At 40.9% G+C, this 16,075-nt stretch carries 9 protein-coding genes; 5 read left to right on the forward strand and 4 right to left on the reverse strand.

Going from position 1 to position 16,075, the window contains the following annotated elements; all coding sequences use genetic code 11:
- Window positions 1–5: 5 nt before the first annotated feature.
- Complete coding sequence (locus QUB80_RS15610) at window positions 6–2,801, reverse strand: hybrid sensor histidine kinase/response regulator (protein WP_289790429.1); 2,796 nt, start codon at window positions 2,799–2,801, stop codon at window positions 6–8.
- Between the two features lie 412 nt (window positions 2,802–3,213).
- On the opposite strand from QUB80_RS15610, the gene QUB80_RS15615 reads away from it, so the two are divergent.
- Complete coding sequence (locus tag QUB80_RS15615; RefSeq protein ID WP_289790430.1) at window positions 3,214–4,563, forward strand: glutamine synthetase family protein; 1,350 nt, start codon at window positions 3,214–3,216, stop codon at window positions 4,561–4,563.
- Window positions 4,564–4,597: 34 nt separating this feature from the next.
- On the opposite strand, the gene uppS is transcribed toward QUB80_RS15615, so the two are convergent.
- Together uppS and QUB80_RS15625 are read right to left on the reverse strand one after the other, a co-directional pair.
- Window positions 4,598–5,359, reverse strand: coding sequence for an undecaprenyl pyrophosphate synthase (gene uppS / locus QUB80_RS15620; RefSeq protein WP_289790431.1), 762 nt, complete (start codon window positions 5,357–5,359; stop codon window positions 4,598–4,600).
- A gap of 229 nt (window positions 5,360–5,588) precedes the next feature.
- Window positions 5,589–6,527, reverse strand: coding sequence for a ferritin-like domain-containing protein (locus tag QUB80_RS15625; protein ID WP_289790432.1), 939 nt, complete (start codon window positions 6,525–6,527; stop codon window positions 5,589–5,591).
- A gap of 414 nt (window positions 6,528–6,941) precedes the next feature.
- Here QUB80_RS15625 and QUB80_RS15630 point away from each other — a divergent pair, with 414 nt between their 5' ends.
- Both QUB80_RS15630 and QUB80_RS15635 read left to right on the forward strand, forming a co-directional pair.
- Complete coding sequence (locus QUB80_RS15630) at window positions 6,942–7,778, forward strand: lecithin retinol acyltransferase family protein (RefSeq protein ID WP_289790433.1); 837 nt, start codon at window positions 6,942–6,944, stop codon at window positions 7,776–7,778.
- 306 nt (window positions 7,779–8,084) lie between these two features.
- Window positions 8,085–10,487, forward strand: coding sequence for a helix-turn-helix domain-containing protein (locus QUB80_RS15635; RefSeq protein WP_289790434.1), 2,403 nt, complete (start codon window positions 8,085–8,087; stop codon window positions 10,485–10,487).
- A 77-nt stretch (window positions 10,488–10,564) separates the two neighbouring features.
- On the opposite strand, the gene QUB80_RS15640 is transcribed toward QUB80_RS15635, so the two are convergent.
- On the reverse strand, window positions 10,565–13,051 hold the full coding sequence (locus tag QUB80_RS15640; RefSeq protein WP_289790435.1) for an O-linked N-acetylglucosamine transferase family protein: 2,487 nt from the start codon (window positions 13,049–13,051) through the stop codon (window positions 10,565–10,567).
- A gap of 435 nt (window positions 13,052–13,486) precedes the next feature.
- Between QUB80_RS15640 and QUB80_RS15645 the strand changes: the two genes are divergently transcribed.
- Both QUB80_RS15645 and QUB80_RS15650 read left to right on the forward strand, forming a co-directional pair.
- On the forward strand, window positions 13,487–14,845 hold the full coding sequence (locus QUB80_RS15645) for a UDP-N-acetylmuramoyl-tripeptide--D-alanyl-D-alanine ligase (RefSeq protein WP_289790436.1): 1,359 nt from the start codon (window positions 13,487–13,489) through the stop codon (window positions 14,843–14,845).
- A gap of 802 nt (window positions 14,846–15,647) precedes the next feature.
- On the forward strand, window positions 15,648–16,010 hold the full coding sequence (locus tag QUB80_RS15650; RefSeq protein WP_289790438.1) for an HMA2 domain-containing protein: 363 nt from the start codon (window positions 15,648–15,650) through the stop codon (window positions 16,008–16,010).
- The last annotated feature ends 65 nt before the right edge of the window (window positions 16,011–16,075 follow it).

The raw sequence follows: 16,075 nt of genomic DNA on the forward strand, positions 1-16,075 counted from the left end.
ATTTGTCAAAAGTTGTTGACTAAAGATTGAAGAAACGTTGTGAGTGTATTCAATTCACAGTCTTCTGCAAGGTTTGAGATTTTTTGAGCAAAGGCTGCCAATTGAGGATCTGCTGCTTTAAGTTTTTCAACAGCCTCTACAAGTTCATCCAAGTCTCCCATTTCGATTAACTGATTCAGATGCTGCAAATCTTCTATTGAAGGTGCTTTGATAGTTTCTGAAGTCATGTCATCAGCAATGTTGGCTGCTGTAGCGACAGGTTCAGTTTTGGTGTCATAAACCCACTCTAATTTGAGGTAACGTTGAATCAACTGAAGTAGACTCTCAGCCTCGATTGGTTTTGGTAAAAATTCATTCGCACCTGCATCCACACTTTTGAACTGATCCGCTTCAAACACACTCGCGGAAGAAGCAATCACAGGCGTATCTTTGAACTGAGATAACTGACGCAGATGTCTAAGCATCTCAAAGCCATCCATGCTTGGCATTACTAAATCAGTAACGATCAAGTCAGGATTCTCCGTCACAGCTTTGTCTAACCCTTCTTGCCCGTTGATGGCTTCTACTACTTCAAAACCGATTGGTTCCAGTAAACTATTTAAAACAGAGCGGTTCTCCCAGCGATCGTCAACAACCAGCACCTTACGGATTACTCCTTGATAGCCGACGATCATGCCCTGGCGAACAGATCTAGAGGAATGTGCCCAGTTTTGGGCTTCGGGCAATTCTACATCAAACCAGAACGTGCTGCCTTGACCTAATTCGCTTTGCACCTCCAGCATACTGCCCATCAGCAAAGCAATTTTTTGACTAATTGCCAAGCCAAGCCCAGTTCCTTCGGCTTGTGTTTTAGTATTTCCCACTTGCTCAAACGGCATAAAAATTTTCTCTAATTCCTCTGGTTTCATGCCAACACCAGTATCCTGAATCTGGAAGCGAATTTTGTAAGAGTTTTGAGGTGATTTTTCTATCGTGCCTACCTTGAACGTGACACTACCTTGCTCGGTGAATTTGATTGCATTTCCTAATAAATTAATAATCACTTGGCGTAAACGCTTCTCATCACCTCGAACACCCGTGGGCAAGTCTGCATCCGGTTGATAAACGAAAGCAATTCCTTTTTGCTCGGCACGAATCCGACAAATTTCGGCAATACCCTGTATAAACGACGGAAAATGGAAATCACTGGGACTAAGTTCCATTTTCTGTGCCTCAATTTTAGCTAAGTCAAGAATATCGTTGATTAGCATCAACAGGTGAGAGCCGCATTGGTGAATAATGTTGATACCTTTGCGCCCCTTATCAGTCATTGGTTCTGAGCGCAGGAGAATTTGAGCGTAACCAAGAATGCCGTTTAGGGGCGTGCGTAACTCATGGCTCATATTAGCGAGGAAGTCGCTTTTGGCTTTACTGGCATTGTCTGCCGCTTCTTTGGCGTATTTCAATTCTGCGGTGCGTTGTTCTACCCGCAGTTCAAGTTCTTGATTGGTTTTTTCCAGAGCAGTGAAAGAATCTCGTAACTGTTGTGCCATGCGGTTAAAAGATTGAGCAAGCACACCCAGTTCTTTCACGCCTGAAGTTTCAACTTCTTGATCTAACTCTCCTTGTGCGATCGCCTCCGAAGCCCGACTTAACCGTAAAATAGGTCGAGCAATCCAGCGAGAGGTATAAATGCCCAAAACAGTTGCTAGTACCAGTGCAATGATACACAACCAAATGGTGTTGAGAGTGTTTGCATTAATTTGTCCCATGAAGTCTGATTCGGGCATGGCGACAACAACTAACCAATCTAGTCCCCATTCGTCTTGCCAGGGAGAAACTTGGACAAACTGGCGCTGTCCATTCACTATAAAATCTAGCTGCTGGCTATTTTTAATAGTTTTAAGGTCACCAAATTTCTCAGTCAGATAATTCGATGTCGCTTGAATTAAAGTATCTTTAATTTGAGTGCCTTGTAATCGCTGTGGTTTTTGATCAACCACTGAAAACACTGGAGTATCGCTGGAGCTAGCCACCAAAAAGCCAGTGCGTTCTAGGATGAAAATCTTACTTGATTGGCTAACTTTAATTTGACGTAGAAAATCACTGATTTGTGAAAGGCGCTGTTCTACACCAATACTACCGATCAGATTTCCTTGCTTATCATAAATAGGTCGGCTAGTGGCAAGTGCCAAGGGATAGTTATTAGTTTCCCATTGATAAATTTCGCTCCATCCTGGTTTGCCAGTTTCAACGCTCTTGGTATACCAGCCTTCCTTCTGAAATTGGTAATTTTTGGTAATTTCAAATAATTTTACTGGCTTGCCTTGAGTATCAGTTGTGTAGTTGTACAAATCACGATTGCCATAACGATTAAGCAACACCAAACTGATATCTGGGTTGCCGTGATTTGGAATTGTAGACTCGCGGTAGTATCCAGAAGCAATAAAGTTTCCTGTTTTAGAACCGTAAAGGATATAGCCAACATTATAGGTTTTGACTTGCTTAAATAAGAACTGAGCTAAACGATCTGGATTTTCTGGATTCAGCAATCCTAAATCGATTTGCTCTCCATTAATTTGAGTTAGATAACGAGTAGCTGCTGCATAACTGTCAAGATGTTGATCGATGCGATCGCCTACTTCAGTCTGCAAGTTTACAACCATTTCGTTGACTGCTTTTTGCCCGTTTCGTAGAGAAAGGTATCCAGTCAGTCCTACTGCTGCAAAGATTTGTAGAATGAACGGAACAACTAAAACAATTCGTAGGGGAACTTTATCAGATACTTTAGAAACCGCATGAATTATAGGCTTAAATAGCATGGTAATAAGAAGCTTTCAACATAACATAAGATGTATATTTATAGTTCCCATCAAGAGTCAAAAATTTCAGGTTCTCGCGCAATTTTGTTGTTAAAAGGGACTAGGGCGCGTTTTCAAACTATTTCGTTTAGCCTCCTAATTTTTTAGATTCCCCTAAATCCCCCTTTTTAAGGGGGTTGGGGGGATCAAAGAGTTTGAAAACACTCTCTAGGGGCTAGGAAAGAAGCACCAGGTGCAGAGGGGCAACAGGGGAGAGTGAGGGAGCGAGGGAGCGAGAGAATAAGAGTAAATACCCTCGTACCTTCCCTCTTTCATACCCTCACTCCTTCTGGGTGTCCCCGTGTCCCCATGTCTTCTTCCCAATCCCCAGTCCCCTATCACTAGTACCCAATACCTCCCCTCCCCAACTGCGATGGCTGAAAATATCCTATTTAAGAAGGTAAAAAAAGCTTTAAAAGAAGCTGATACTAGGTTTGTTCGTATTCTTTGGTGTGATAACGCTAACATTATTCGTGGTAAGGCTGTGCACGTAGAAATGCTGCGCCACTACTTTGAGCATGGTGTTGGCATATCCGCAGGACAACAGGGAGTCCCGGTAATGTATGATGGTGTTGTCCTTCAGACAGGTCTAGGGCCAGTTGGTGAAGTGAGCCTGGTACCTGATTGGACTAGCCTTACAGCTTTGCCTTATTCTCCCAAAAATGCTCGTGTTATGGGGAATATGATGCTTTATGGAAAGCCGTGGGGGCTGTGTCCGCGTCATTTCTTGGTACGAATGATCGAGGCGGCAAGAAGTCAGGGCTTGGAAATTCAAGCAGCATTTGAGAATGAATTTTATCTGCTGCGACAAACTGCTGATGGTATTCTACCCGCAGACTCTACACTCTTCGCCTCTACCCAAGCGATGGATATCAATTGTGAAGTCATTAATGACATTGCTGAAGCGCTGATTACCCAAGGTATTCCTGTAGAGCAATATTATCCAGAATCAGGCCCCGGTCAGCATGAAATTTCTATGCGATATACCGACGCTTTAGGCGCTGCTGACAGACAAATTGCCTTTAGAGAAACAGTGCGGGCTGTCGCAGGACACTACAATCTCAAAGCTTCTTTCTTACCTAAAATTTTCCCGGAAGCTGCTGGTAGCGGTTGTCACATCCATATGAGTTTGTGGCGAGATGGGCAAAATCTTCTACCTGATGCGCAAGGTATCAATGGTCTATCGCAAGTGGCAAGAGCATTTATTGCTGGCATATTGCATCATCTACCAGCACTGATGGCATTGACGACTCCTAGTATTAATTCTTACCGTCGCATTCGCCCTCATTCTTGGAGTGGTGCTTTCCGTTGTTGGGGGTTAGATAACCGCGAGGCAGCAGTGAGAGTACCTAGTGCTGTTGCCTTTGATAAACCTACACACTTTGAATTGAAAACCGTAGATGCCACAGCCAATCCTTACTTAGCTTTAGGTGCGGTAATAGCAGCTGGCTTAGACGGCGTGCAACAAGGTTTAGAAATAGAACAGCCAGTAGCTGTAGATCCTGGATATTTATCAGAGGATGAGCGTACAGCCGGAAAGATTGAGCCTTTACCGAAAACTTTAGGGGAAGCGATCGCTCAACTTAAACAAGACAATATTCTTCTCAATGCTCTAAATTCGCAGTTGTCAACAGCCTTTTTAGCTGTGCGTGAAGCTGAGTGGGAAGCAATGAAAGATTGGGAATTAGAAGCAGAGGTGAAAGTTTTACTGGAGCGGTATTAGTGGTTAAAGGCAGAGGGCAGAAGGAATCCTGCAACTAAGCAGAAAGGGAAGTATTAAGTTTACCAAAGCGGCGATCGCGTTTTTGGTAGCTCAATAAAGCCTGATAAAACGCCATACGGTCAAAATCCGGCCAGAGAATATCAGTAAAGTACATCTCTGTATACGCAAGTTGCCACAAAAGAAAATTGCTCAATCGCACCTCTCCACTAGTACGAATCAGCAGATCTGGTTCAGAAGTGCCTGCTGTGTCAAGGTATTGTGCAACTAAATTTTCATTTACCTCTTGGGAATTGAGTTCTCCTCGTTCCACCAATTCCGCTATCTGAAGACAGGCTTTGGTAATTTCATTACGGCTGCCATAGTTGACTGCCACGGTAAAATGAATTGCCTGATTCTGCAACGTCTGTGTCATCGAATGCTGCATTTCCACTTGTAAAGACTTGGGTAGAATCGATAAATCCCCAATAAATGAGATCCGCACTCCTTCTCGGTGCATTTGGGCTAACTCTCGCTTCAACATTTGTTCAAACAAACGCATCAGAAAATCCACTTCTTGAATGGGACGCCGCCAATTTTCCGTAGAGAAAGCGTATACTGTCAGTGCTTTAATTCCCCAATCCTTACAGCATCGCAATAGTTCTTTGAGCGTTTTTGCTCCTTGACGATGTCCAGCAATACGCGGCAGTCCTTTACTAGTTGCCCATCGACCGTTACCATCCATGATTACAGCTACGTGCTGGGGTAAACGATGCGGATCTAAATCTGTGGGTAAGTTAGAGAAAAGTTTAGAAGTCATAAGATTTTGGATTGCTAATGGCTAATAGTTAATTCTCATATCTTGCATCTATGCTCTTGTCTGCCAAGAAATAAATTTCTTGGCTAAAAGCTAAAGTCAGTTGAAACTGACTAGGTAAGATTTTCAGTCAGTTAAAACTGACTTGAACTATAAGCCTGGAACTTTAGTTCTAGGCGTTTTAGGGGCGAGGTGTAAGATGTGAGAATTGTTAGTTGATATTGCTTCACTACTAACAACTCTCTCCAAATAACTCTTGCAAATACTCTGGTGTCAGACTACTATGCCAAATCCACAGACGATGCATTGCATAGATGAATGTGAAAATGAGGCTTGCCTGATTGCTCAAAGACCAATCATTCCATTTCAGTGTCCCCATCATACGCTTTAAGGTGCGGAATAGGTTGTTGCGCTTGTAGTTCTGATGGCGCGTTTTCATCAGTGTTCGTCCCACCCGTACAAGAGATGTATCAGGAAAAGCCCATACCCCAAAGCCCCAAAATTTGGTCATGTGGTTAATTTCGTCCTGTACTAGTTCTTCTAAAACATCCTGAAGTACTCCTGTGGAATGAGCCATCAGCCAGATATAAAGACAGGTTGCGCCGTATTCGGTAGCAACACGGTGTAAGCCGTGGCGATACAAGTCTTCATAGGTATCGTTAGTAGGAAGATAACCTCTGACAGTGCGAAGCTTAGGGGTAATTTTTTCACCTGTTAATTGGTAATAAATCTTGAGCAAAGCCGGGGTGTGCTGACGTTCTTCTTTTTCCCACAAACCAGGTTCTATTAACTCTCCATTGTCATTAACTGTTCCGCCGACAAAACGAGCCATCTGAGGATGTAACTTTTCCAAATATTGTCGGCTAGTTTGGGTATAGCCTCTGATGGGTGCTTCTGTATCCATTGCCCCCACAAGAATAGACAAAAATACTTCTGGTTTTACACCGATAATCTGCTCACGATTTATAGTTTGCCATTCAATCGATTTCCAAGGACGTGGTTGAGGATTTTGGAATTGAATTGGTAAATCGAGTAGGCGATCGCACAATTTTTCGTTAGCAAGATAACGCTCTATCAAAGAACGGATGCGGCGCTGAATCTGGAAGTAATGGGGATTGAAATCTATTTGCTCTGCTAAATCTTCTGGGGTTGGGCTAGGGGCAACAAGCATAATTTTTTACTTATATTTTTATCTCCTTGCCAAATAATTTAAGCTATCCCAGAATAGTTTGTCAGTAGGGCGAAGTAGGAAATTTTACTGCAATACTCAGTAGGGTAGTCGGGAAAAATGTCGGATGGGTGCTAGATTCTATTGGATGCCTTCAAGCTCAATGCTGCCAACTATATTCTAAGTGGACAGAAGACATTAGACCCAACATCCCGATTCATGTTGGGTTTCGCGTTGATCAACCCAACTTATACCTCATGCAACTTGTGAGCAGCGTCAGATGAGAGTAAAAACACTGAAAGCTTTAAGGAATTAATTTACTTTTTTAAGTCAATTTTCTCCTGTTTTTTAAGACTTCTTTGCCAATTTCTTTTTTGAAAAGAAGATATTTGGACAAAGAACATTTGAGACACAGTTATGAAAGGTGATCACATTTACGTTGACTGCGGTACTTATTCCCATCATGGTATCGATTGTGGTGATGGTACAGTCATACATTACACAAAGAGAGAGGAGCATAAAGGCATTATTGCTAGCACTTCATGGACTTCTTTTACATCAGGAAGAAGCTTAAAGGTGATAGATTACGGCAGGTGTGATGCACCAGATATTGTAATTCAACGCGCTAAAAGTCGCTTAGGGGAAAATGCTTACAACTTATTTAGTAACAACTGTGAACACTTTGCTAGGTGGTGCAAGACTGGCATTCACATGAGTGAGCAAGTGGAGCGTGCAGGAGCCTACGCTGGAGGTGCAGCAGGAAGTACGGGTACAGCAACAGCTATTGCCGCCGCTGGTGCAGCCGCTGTACCAGCAGGAGTTGCAATTACCAGTGGTGCTGGAATTATGTCAGGTTTGGCTACAGTAGGTGCAGCTGTTGGTGGTGGTGCTTTAGCAGGTATTGGTGTAATCGGTGCAGCACCAGCCGTTGCTGCCAAAATGGCTATGGATCAAGTATTAAAAGATGACGAATATTTGACTGACGAGGAACGTCAGGCTCGTGAAATCGGTAGGAATGCAACAACAGTGGGTGCTATTGCTGGCACGGCAGGAGTTGTTGGAACAGTTGCCGCTGCTGGAAGTGTTGCAGGTGTAAGCGCTGCTGGAATAACTTCTGGATTAGCTGCAATTGGTGGTGTAGTTGGAGGTGGTATGGCAGCAGGTGTGGTTATTGCTGCCGCTGCTCCAGTGGCTGCTGCTGCTGGGTTGGGACTCGGTGTTTACCATTTATGTAAATGGCTATCGGAAGAATAAGTTCTTGTTTACGAAGAAAATATTTGTAATGTAAGTTCTTTCCTGTTTTAAGAGTGTAGGTTGGGTCGAATTAATTTGATCCAACCTACAAAATTTATTACTGCGTGTCTACGTACTTGTCCACTATATTAAATTTAGTCTATGGAGACTTCGCTTGATTGAATTGTTTAGCTTTTAAGCTCTTTGTAGGAAAAGTCGGCAAAAAAGTCGGATTTACAGAAACTTATCCGAAAAGACAGCATGGGAACTGTAAACTATCAATAACTGGCCCTCAAGCTTGCAATTAAATATTCTCGTCGTTATACAATGGACGCTGAAGCAGTATTGGCATGGTTAGACACCGTAATTCCTACTCATACCGGAGAACGGTTGAGCGATCTGCAAAAAGTTATTCTTCAGCAAGTTTGGCACGGTCGAAGATATTTAGAAATTGCTAATTATTATGGTTGTACAGAAGGACACGCTAAAGATGTAGGCTCTCAGTTGTGGAAACTGCTTTCTAAAGTATTGAAAGAGAAGATTAACAAAAATAATTGCCGTGCCACTTTAGAGCGTATTCTCAGAAAAACTACTGTTATTTCAAGTTTGATATGTAACTCTCAATTTTCACCTCATACTATCTCGCTTGCAAATACAGATGGAACAAATGAGGCATTAAATGCCAATTTTCTGGGACGAACAGAAGCGATCGCCCACCTCAACAATTTAGTAAATCAAGGTATCAAAGTTATCGTCATCCAAGGTGAAGGCGGCGTAGGTAAAACCACTCTGGCTCAACAATATCTGCATCAGGGATTCGATTTAGTCTTGGAACTGTTGATGGCGAAGGAAACTCAAAATATCACTGCTGTGGAACACGTGGTGGAAGAGTGGTTGAAACAGGATTTTGATGAAGAACCTGGGGTGGAATTTGGAGTAACGCTGGGGCGGTTGAAGCGACAACTGCACACTCGCAGAATTGGTATTTTGATTGATAACCTAGAACCTGCACTCGATGGGCAAGGCAGATTTATTACTCCCCACCGCAATTATGTAGAACTATTGCGCGTTTTGGCTGATGCAAGGGTGCAGTCTGTGACTCTAATTACGAGTCGCGATCGCCTCTGTGAACCTGGTATAAATGCATCCCACTATCGTCTTCCTGGTTTAGATATAACTACATGGCAGCAGTTTTTTATCAATCGAGGATTAGCAATTGATTTAATCACCCTGCAAAATATGCACCGCGCCTACGGAGGTAATGCCAAAGCAATGGGGATTTTGTGCGGTTCAATTCAGGAGGATTTTGACGGTGATATGGCTGTTTATTGGCAAGAAAATCATGCCGATCCTTTGTCTGCAACAGATTTAAAAAATTTGGCAGTTAGTCAAATTAATCGCCTGCAAGCCCTCGATCCTCAAGCTTATCGCCTGCTTTGCCGTCTGGGTTGTTATCGCTATCAAGATGTATCCCGAATTCCAACTCAAGGGTTATTAAATTTACTGTGGGATGTCCCGGCTTCACAACATCGCCAAATTATAGTCTCTTTGAGAAATCGCTCTTTAGTGGAGTGTCATCAGGGCGAATACTGGCTGCATCCGGTAATTCGTACCGAAGCGATCGCTCGTTTGCGTCATAGCGATGAATGGGAAACTACCAACCACAAAGTTGCAGAATTCTGGACAGCTAGTATACAACAGATTGCCACCTTTAAAGATGCTTTGCAAGCCCTGGAAGCCTATTATCATTACATAGAAATAAATGAGTTTGAGTTAGCAGGAAAAGTCATACTTAAAAGTAGAGATAATCAATGGCGGCAGTTTTTACCATTGGGCAGTACATTGTATCGGATGGGTTGGCTTCAGCCTTTAATAGCTGCTATTACTCAAGTGATTAGCAATGTTAATTATAATCAAAATCTCAGCGAACTGTATAATATTTTAGGCGATTTATACTGGATTACAGGCAAAATTCATCTAGCAATTGAATGCCAAGAAAAAACAATTAATCTTTCTACTCAAGCACTTAAATCACTCATTCCCAAACAGGAAAATAAACATAAAGTATATTATTTGCGAATGCTGGAGGTAGATTCTCTTTTAAGTATTGGACTTTACAAAATTGATTTGTGGGAATTAGAAGCAGCTGCTCAATTATTTCAGCAAGTTATTTACCTGGCTCAAAATACCGAACACCATCGCTGGGCAGAAAAAGCTTCTGTGTGTTTAGCATTAGTCAATTCCTATTTAGGTTTGCGTGAGGCATCTTTCTCATTAGCAGATGTAGTATATCAAAATATTATTACAGAGCAAATCGTAGAACAAACAGGGAGATTTGCTTATTTCATTCAAATACTAGGACAAACATACGTGAATTTAAGAGATTTTGCTAAAGCTCAAGAAATGTTCCAAAAAGCTTTAGCCTTTGCTGAAGAAAGTCACTATATGCAAGTCAAAGCAAAAACACTGAACGGATTAGCAGAAATATATCGGCAGCAAAAAATTTTTGAATTAGCTCTTGCCAATCATTCAGAAGCAATTAAACTTTTAGATAAAATAGGCGCTAAATGTGACTTAGCTATTGCTTATTTTAATTTGGCTTTAACTTATCAAGAGATGGAAAAACCCATAAAAAGTAAAGTTAATTTTGAGCAAGCTATTCGGCTTTTTATTGAAATGAAGGCAACAAAACAAGTAGAAAAAGTTGTAGGATATTTTAAAGTCAGCTAGTACTTCACCCTATAGATTTTGACAAGTCTTAGGTGTTCAGATCCCTGAATTTTTTAAAAAGTCGGGGATCTATAATCTCATTTCCCTGAGTTAAACTTCTGCCTGTAAAGTTCTTGAAATAGCGATTCCATTTGCTTGGAGTAGGAACGACTATCCATAAATCTGGGGGGTTGCTGCATTTTTTGCTTGATTTGGGCACTCTTTTGTTGGCGCAGATTTGCATCCTGAGCAAGTGCGATCGCTAACTGCACGTAAGCCTCTTCACTGTTAGCAATTAGATCGGGCATCTGGAGTTCTCGTAGCAGAGATGCTGCTGTTCTAGAGCGTAGAGCGTTACCTTCCATAACAACAGTGGGTAGCCCTACCTCTAATGCCTCAACAGTTGTAGTTGCTCCGGAGTAAGGGCAAGAATCCAGATAAATATCGCCTAGTTTTAAACATTCTTTCACATTAGAGCGACCTTGAATATCTAAAATAATCAGACGGTTTTTTTCGATGCCATATTTGGTAAAAAAAGCAGTTAGTTTACCAAAAAGGAATTGTTTAGCGTACTGTGTATCCCAAATAGGGCTGAATGGATATAGTAATAGGACAGCTTTAGGCACAGCTGCCATAATTTTTGCCCAAGTTACCCTTAACTCCGGAATAATCTTAAAAAAGCTAGCACCAGAAATGAACACAACAGATTCGTCTGGCACCCCTAGTATTTTTCTGTTCAGTTGAATTGTAGGAGCATCTGGTTCACTAGTGAAATTGAAACAAAACCCAGTACCATCAATAGTTACTAATTGCTCGCGATAGTGGGCTTGTGATCCCAAAGGTTCTAATAAGTTACCAGAAATGTAGTAGTCAACATTTCGCGCTCCTGTTGTTACAGGAGAAACAAAATAGGTAGTCTGTATACGTGCTAGTCGATGCAAAACTAATGAAATTAAGAAGGTTGTGGCAATAAATAAGATATCTAAATCATCAGCACGTATAGTCTGCACTTGGTTAGGGGTATCATTAGGTAGTTTAATTAACCGATCTGCACGGCTTTGACAATACTGCTCCAAAGGGTGATTGTTTACTTCAATGGCATATAAAATAATTTCAAATTTATCTCTATCCAAATACTCAAAAACAGGAAGTGTATTGTAAGTTTCTGGATGTGGGAAGAAGTGATTTTTCAGCACTCCTAGACGAATTTTTTTTCGATTTGCAGGTCTTTCAGGAAAAGTATAATCAATCTTATAGTCCCTACGTTTTAATACTAACTCTGCAATATCAGCACTTTTTGTAAAAATATCCCGTAGATTTTCAGTAATAAAATATAGAGATGTAATATTAATACTTTTGATCACAAACGAAGCAATATTATGCCATAATTCTGAGTTCTGATTGTTGAAAATGTTAAGGTTGACATAATTTACTAGTTTTTGGATGTGGCGGTAGTATTTATCGACCTCTTCCACCTCCTGAAAATAACCCGGATAGTAAAGGATAAATTTTAGATATTCTTTTAGAAACCAAAGGGGAGTACAGGTAAAATCATACGTCAATGGTAAATGATAAGCCTGGCAATAGAGCATAGCCACTAGTAGATATTGGATCGCCTTTGGATCATCAAATCCTCTAGCAATGTTTGCCGCCAGCAAATCTACAAAATGCTGCTCTGTATTTGTTAGTAGTTCACCTTTGATGCCACTATCTAAAATCATTTTATGCACCTTACCCACACTACTTGAGTAGGTATTTTCTATATTCTCTGGTGGTATATTAAGTAAAAAATCGGCTAGTTGTTGTCTGATTTCGCGAATAGTAGGAACTACTGATGGAGTTTGTTCAACAATCTTTTTAGGAATTAATGAAATTAAAGAGTCAAAATTGATGCTTCTAAACTTATTTTCTATTATAGAAAAGCTTTTTAAATAAATCTGCGGATGAATGATCGCCAATTGAGAGGTGTCTGTATTTTGGAATTCTCGGTAGAAGGAAGGATATTTTTCTATACTATTAGAATCCACAAAAAGTATTAGATTTTGAGCATAGCAAGGCTCTACATTTTCATTATTCCATATTTTTTTTCTTAGATAGTCAATTACTAAATATCCATTTTTTTGAAAGTGTTGCGCCCAATAATTTGGCCATTGCTCGTTTAAACTACTTGTTTCTCTTTGAGAGGGTATAGCCGCCGAAAAAAGAATAACAGATCCAAGATTTGTGAGGGAATCGATAAATATCTTGGCACAGTCAATAGGGAGATTTTGAGCAAATTCCAGAGATACAACTAAATCGAATTTTCTATTTATTTGCAGCGGTTTTTGGAGGTCAAACGGCAAAAATTCTGTTGGAGAAATTTGTAAAGTTTTTGTGTCTATATAATCACCATCTATTCCTAAGCAATCTTCAATTCCAAATTCTTTAAAAACAGACAGCCAAGTTCCTACACCACAACCCACATCAACCACGCTCTGCGGCTGGATTAACTCTAAAAGTAGAGGAATAATTTCTCTGGCTGAACGTAGCGAATCTTCTCGGCTTAACTCAGAGACGTTTTCAGGAGAAAATCCACTAGCTACCATAGTTTAAAATTCCTTATAGCACTTAACCTCTTTTGCCCTGAGCTTTTGGTTGTTGTACAAGTGCGCTCATGAAGCTAATTCTACATCGCAATAAGCCCCACAGTTTCCACATCAAGCACAACAAATTTTAGATGATTTTAGTAGAGCAAGCTGAAGTGATCGCTAACATTGCTCCAAGCTGTGGTATCCAGGTTAACACCGATGATAGTGAAACTCGCAATTGCCGATCGCTAGAATAGGGGAGAGATCGCTCCTCATGTTCTCCTCTGCTCCCCATCCCCCCTGCCCCTCTGCCTCTTTTTTGACAGGTATTTGTAAAAATGTTAGCTTCGATACTTTATAGTATCCACAAAATAATTATAGGATTTAAAGGCTTTTGTCCTCGCAGCTTTTGCTTTTCACAAACAACTTTTTTAGAATCCTAAATCTCGAATTATGGCTTGTTCTGCCACCCTAAATCAACTGATTGACATTCTTGTTGCCAAACCTGCAAATTTATCAGGTGCAGCATTAGCACAATTAAGTAGCGGTATCCAAACTGACACGCGTATCCTCAAACCAGGTGAAGTATTTTTGGCTTTACGTGGCGAAAAGTTTGATGGACATGACTTTGTACAAACCGCGATCGCCAAAGGAGCCTTAGCAGCAATTGTGGATTTTGAATATCAGAGTTCTCAATTTGCCGTGTTGCAGGTAGAAGACACTCTCAAGGCGTATCAAAAAATCGCCAGATGGTGGCGCGATCGCTTTGAGATCCCAGTCATCGGAGTAACTGGTTCTGTGGGTAAAACCACTACCAAAGAATTAATCGCCGCCGTTTTGGCAACCCAGGGAAGCGTTCATAAAACTCATGCCAACTTTAATAACGAAATAGGCGTTCCGAAAACTCTCCTAGAACTAGGCGCAGAACATAACTTTGCTGTGATTGAAATGGCGATGCGGGGTAAGGGACAAATTGCCGAACTCACATACATTGCCCGTCCGACAATTGGCGTTATTACCAATGTGGGGACAGCACATATTGAGTTACTTGGTTCTGAAGCAGCGATCGCCTCTGCTAAATGTGAGTTATTAGCAGAGATGCCCAAGGATGGTGTGGCGATTCTCAATCACGACAATCCCTTATTAATGGAGATGGCAGCGAAGGTTTGGCAAGGCAAAGTAATATCTTTCGGCTTTGATGGTGGGGATATTCAGGGAGAGTTGATAGATAGCGAAACTTTAGAAGTAGCAGGTATACAATTACCCCTACCCATGCCAGGGCGTCACATTGGTGCTAATTACATGGCAGCTTTGGCAGTGGCGCAGGTTTTGGGCATTGATTGGTCAGTTTTGAAATCTGGAATCGAAGTGGATATGCCAAAAGGGCGATCGCAGCGATTGGAATTGCCCAATGATGTAGTAATCTTAGATGAGACATACAATGCTGCACCAGAAGCTATGCTGGCAGCGCTAAATTTGTTGGCAGAAACACCAGGTAAACGACGAATTGCCGTATTAGGCGCTATGAGAGAATTGGGAGAGCGATCGCACCAGTTACATCAGCGAGTTGGTGAAACAGTACGAAAATTGAATTTGGATGCTTTGTTGGTTTTGGTAGACGGACAAGACGCCGAAGTAATAGTAGAAAGCGCCAAAGGTATCCCCTCAGAGTGTTTTACGACTCATGCAGATTTAGCTGCGAGGTTGAAAAGTTTCATGAGAGAAGGCGATCGTATTCTTTTCAAAGCAGCCCATTCCGTGGGACTCGATCGGGTTGTCAGTCAGTTGCGTGCGGAATTTGCCAATTCTTAGAAGTTGGAACGGTTTACCCCTGCCCAAAATATCTTTATGGTGGCTGCGATCGCAGCCACTATAGGATGTAGCTAAGAGGGTAACTGCTGTGGAAACAATTGTGGGGTATTGGTTCGTTAACGTAGAGCGTAAATTCTTAACAAACTGTAGCTACTGTGAAAGAGACGAAGATAATAAAAAAGTGTGATCGCGCTATGTTTTAATAATAAGATGATTATCTTTAATTTCAATGGATTTGATTTTTCCCATTAATCTTAAAATTCTTTACATTTTATAATTTTTAATATATTTCAGTCAAGAAGATTCACAATAATGTAGTTCGGTTCTCTAAAAATTTTTGATGAGATTATAGTCACTGAGTTAATGACTTTACTTCACTGACTAAAATATTAAATAACATCAAAAACTACTTTTTTCAATCACTAGTAAGTGCTAGAGAATCATCATATGTTGCCCACACAGGTATTGAACTGCTATATCTCTATTACTTATGACACACATTTAGAGTTTAGTATCAGCGCTAATAAATATTCAATCTACTATCTAGCTTTGCTTTTCAAAAGAAATTAGCTATATCCTGAGCTAGATATATTTTAGTTGAAAATATTTTAATATTGATGGATAGAATATTTGAATAATCTTTTTCTAGTAATTCTCCTAACCTACAGACTTAAGTATTATTCCTTATTCCAACATAAAATTACCTTAAATAAGTTAAAGGTGGATATAGCTAGATCCACAATACTAATTAAAGCCATATAAATAAAAATTTATAAATCTTTGTAGAACTGAAGCCTGTAGTATGAATAGTAAAAAACGGTCTGATGTTAACAAAAGTAATACTTTGAAACAGCATCAGCGCTCCACACAAACAACTCCAACTCCAGCAAATAACGCATCCCCACGCGAAAAGATATCCTATAGCATTGTCCATGCAACTCCTGGGCGCATCCGCTTTCGTATTCCTCGACTGACTAGAGATTCTGAGTATGCCGATAAACTCAAATTGATGCTTGAATCCACTCCTAACATCACAAATGTCCGCGTTAACCCCAGATCTGCATCTATTGTCATCAATTACCAAGCAGACACCGTTTCAGATGAGCAAATGCGATCGCATCTGATTCAGCTGATTCAGACTGCCCCATGTATGCCCTTGTCATAGCAACCATTTCTCCAAACGGGCGATCGCCAAAAGGATATTGAGCTATCAGCCATTTATATGCGAAT

This window comes from Chlorogloeopsis sp. ULAP01 (genome assembly GCF_030381805.1).
GTDB lineage: Bacteria > Cyanobacteriota > Cyanobacteriia > Cyanobacteriales > Nostocaceae > Chlorogloeopsis.

What these genes read in the sequence shown, in the direction of transcription:
- QUB80_RS15610 (WP_289790429.1), bottom strand. Translation starts at nt 2,801, where the DNA reads ATGCTATTTAAGCCTATAATTCATGCGGTTTCTAAAGTATCTGATAAA.
- QUB80_RS15615 (WP_289790430.1), top strand. Translation starts at nt 3,214, where the DNA reads ATGGCTGAAAATATCCTATTTAAGAAGGTAAAAAAAGCTTTAAAAGAA.
- uppS (WP_289790431.1), bottom strand. Translation starts at nt 5,359, where the DNA reads ATGACTTCTAAACTTTTCTCTAACTTACCCACAGATTTAGATCCGCAT.
- QUB80_RS15625 (WP_289790432.1), bottom strand. Translation starts at nt 6,527, where the DNA reads ATGCTTGTTGCCCCTAGCCCAACCCCAGAAGATTTAGCAGAGCAAATA.
- QUB80_RS15630 (WP_289790433.1), top strand. Translation starts at nt 6,942, where the DNA reads ATGAAAGGTGATCACATTTACGTTGACTGCGGTACTTATTCCCATCAT.
- QUB80_RS15635 (WP_289790434.1), top strand. Translation starts at nt 8,085, where the DNA reads ATGGACGCTGAAGCAGTATTGGCATGGTTAGACACCGTAATTCCTACT.
- QUB80_RS15640 (WP_289790435.1), bottom strand. Translation starts at nt 13,051, where the DNA reads ATGGTAGCTAGTGGATTTTCTCCTGAAAACGTCTCTGAGTTAAGCCGA.
- QUB80_RS15645 (WP_289790436.1), top strand. Translation starts at nt 13,487, where the DNA reads ATGGCTTGTTCTGCCACCCTAAATCAACTGATTGACATTCTTGTTGCC.
- QUB80_RS15650 (WP_289790438.1), top strand. Translation starts at nt 15,648, where the DNA reads ATGAATAGTAAAAAACGGTCTGATGTTAACAAAAGTAATACTTTGAAA.